The 2,916-nt window shown below is 51.5% G+C and carries 2 protein-coding genes and 1 pseudogene; 1 reads left to right on the forward strand and 2 read right to left on the reverse strand.

What is annotated here, in order from left to right; all coding sequences use genetic code 11:
• Together ACI4OH_RS01560 and ACI4OH_RS01565 are read right to left on the reverse strand one after the other, a co-directional pair.
• Positions 1-338: pseudogene (locus ACI4OH_RS01560) on the reverse strand (hypothetical protein); the annotation flags it as partial.
• A 13-nt stretch (positions 339-351) separates the two neighbouring features.
• The gene (locus tag ACI4OH_RS01565) at positions 352-2,253 is read right to left on the reverse strand and encodes a peptidoglycan DD-metalloendopeptidase family protein (protein WP_439784017.1); all 1,902 of its coding nucleotides are present in this window, start codon (positions 2,251-2,253) and stop codon (positions 352-354) included.
• 442 nt (positions 2,254-2,695) lie between these two features.
• On the opposite strand from ACI4OH_RS01565, the gene ACI4OH_RS01570 reads away from it, so the two are divergent.
• A partial coding sequence (locus ACI4OH_RS01570) for a hypothetical protein (RefSeq protein WP_439784016.1) occupies positions 2,696-2,916 on the forward strand: 221 nt, incomplete at its 3' end.

Genomic DNA, 2,916 nt, shown 5'->3' on the forward strand with positions numbered 1-2,916 from the left:
TCCAGCGGCTTATGGTTCTTGAGCTGCAAGGCCATGTTTTCCAGCAGGAGTTTCAGCCAGCCCAGGATATTCTCTTTCTCATAGGCAGACTGGATATCCCGCGAGTGATCATAGACCTTGCCTCCCTGCCAGCCGAGATCCCGGAAGAAAAAGGATGGATTGTTGGTATCTGCCCAGGAAATCCGATCCGGGTCATAGTAGTTCGGCGGATCAAACGGGCGATCCCAGCCGGGGACGATATGTGCAAACACAACGCCATACCCCACGCAAAAGCCCGTGACGCCCATCACGATCACCAGGAACAAACATCCTACACGCTTCAATATCGTCTTAATCATCGCCACGCCCTCCTCATTCATTCGTCAAATGGAAACCAGGACTGCCAAACTGCTTCATGATGCGCTTCGAGATGCGATCCGCAAAGAAGATGAACGTCAAGAGTACCAGCAGCAGTTTCAGCAGGAGCAACAGATTCAGCATAGTCTGCGTGACCGAGCTTGTGCCGTTGAGCAATGACACCATGTCGTTCGTATACTCTTCTACGCTTGCGCTGTAATAGCCACCATGCTTCAGAGCCTGTGCATATTCAGCTGGCGTCTTGGCCTCGAACAAGCCATCTTCTGCATAGGCATTCAATGTCCTGGCAAAGTCCTCTGCAAATTCTTCATCATTTGCATAATACCTATAATCTGAGCCATCATATCCCATACCGGCATAATTGTGATACTGAACGGCCAGCTGACTATCCATATTGACACCGGATTCGTGAGCCATCTGCGCCCAGATGAAATCAGCCCGGAGATCGCGTCCGTATTCCTCTTTCAGGATTTGTTGAACCCGGTAGGCAACTTCTGCTTTCGGTCTGCCGGAAATGTCGACGCCTTCCGTTCTGCCCCCAGAAGAAGCAATCATCCCTGGCGGCAGCGTGCTACTGGAAGCTCCGGCATCTATTGTCCGTGTCTCGATGAACGAGCCTACGGACATATTCTCCATGGTATAGTTTAGCAAGAAGGCGAACATACAGAAGAACATCAGGTTGATGGATACCGCAAAAACTGCATTGATGCAGTTCGAACCGTACTTGCGCGTGTATTTGATGCCTGAGAACAAGAAGCCCGTGAAGCTGAACAGGATGACGAAATAGAACTCGAGATATGCCTTCATGATCTGGAGGCCAATCAGCAGGAAAAGTGCCAGGAAGGCGATACCAAAGACCAGGCATAGTGCCGATGTGACCGCATGATTGACGAGATCCAGCAATCCCTTGATTTTCATGGCCTCATTGATGATTGGCTCGATGATATACAAGCCCTTCTGGATGATGGCGGTCGGATCGGACAGAATCTTCGCCGCTTCGTCTGGCGTTGCGCCGACTGCGATGCTGCCAAGCGCAGGGAATCCATGCATGGCCAGTCCGCCGACAATGTCCCCCCAGTTTGCCAGGAGGAACATCATGACGCCGTACATGACCACGCGGTAGATGACCCAGTTGGCAAAATCATCGTTTCCTTCTGAGCCGAAGCTGCGCCACGCCAGGCCGATGACAAGATCCATGGTCAGGAGTGCCATGAAGATCTTGTAGACGACGTTCTTGATGAGCTTCATCGCTGCCGTGATGGCATCGACGAATTTATTGCTGATGTCCCGCAGCGGTTTTGCAAAGTCTGCCGACACTTCAAACGTCGCCTTTCCGTCAATACTGTCTACGCCGTCTGCACGCTCTGGGACATGGTTCGGATCATAGGCCATCTCAGCTTGTTCGACTTCCGGGCAAAACAGTCCAGGGTCGACTGGATGGTCATTGATACGCACTTCCCAGTGACAATGCGGCCCGGTGGAATTGCCCGTCGAACCGCATAAGGCAATCCGGTCGCCTTGACTTACTTTCTGTCCGGCTGAAACCAGTAACTCAGAATTATGACCATAGAGGCTGGTGACGCCAGCACCATGGTCAATGATGACCGCATTGCCGTATCCGTCAATCCATCCGGCATATACTACAGTACCGGATTGACAGGCAACAATGGGCGTCCCTTGCTCCGCCGCCAAGTCAGCCCCGGAATGATACTTGCGGACGCCATAGATCGGATGGATACGCCATCCCTGCGGGGAAGTCAGTGTCCAACTGCCCTGCACCGGGCAGATCATCGTCCCGGCTCCGCCGCCTCCTGCCTGTTTATCCATCTCCGAAAGATCTTCTGACTCAGCCCATGCAACGGACATGCAGACCAGCTGAATCAGAAGCGTAATCATCACGATGAGTTTTATCTTCATAGCCTGCGCTCCTCCATCTCACGTCTCATTCCATTCTACGCAAGATATTTCCGCGCAAGCCGTCAATTTATTTCATGGCACGATAAAAAGCCCTGCGATGTCCATGATGGACATCGCAGGGCCGTTGTTGAAGTAATCCACACGTAAGGCTAGGCAAAAGAACCTCGCGCTTTCTTCAATCTTGGTAAGAAAAGGAAGGCTGATGGTTCGAAACATCGGCCGCTCTTCTATTACAAGATCAACACTACCTTGATTATAGCACAATATGTCGCTAGTCGGTAGTATCTCTTTTAGTTTTCCTAATTTTTTGTATATTAGTTAGATTTGTCACACGCACGACAAATGCCGTTGAACGCTTCTGCTATCCGTAGTACAATGTAAGTATCAGTCAGTTTGTACCAATACGAAAGGAGATGACAACATGGCGGTACTTGCACATTACACGCTGCGGCGGAAGGATATTCCTCTGGTTCACTTCTGCCTGGAGGCCGAGCAGGAAGTGACTGCCGGTATAGCGCAGACCATTTACCAGGTTCACGTGACGCAAGTGGAAGAAGACAACCGACCTCTCCTGCCCGGCACGCTCCGGGAGCAGCTGACAGATGCATCCCTGCTCACATGGATTGACCGGCGGAAAGCACC

Source organism: Mitsuokella apri (genome assembly GCF_051886055.1).
Lineage (GTDB): Bacteria > Bacillota > Negativicutes > Selenomonadales > Selenomonadaceae > Mitsuokella.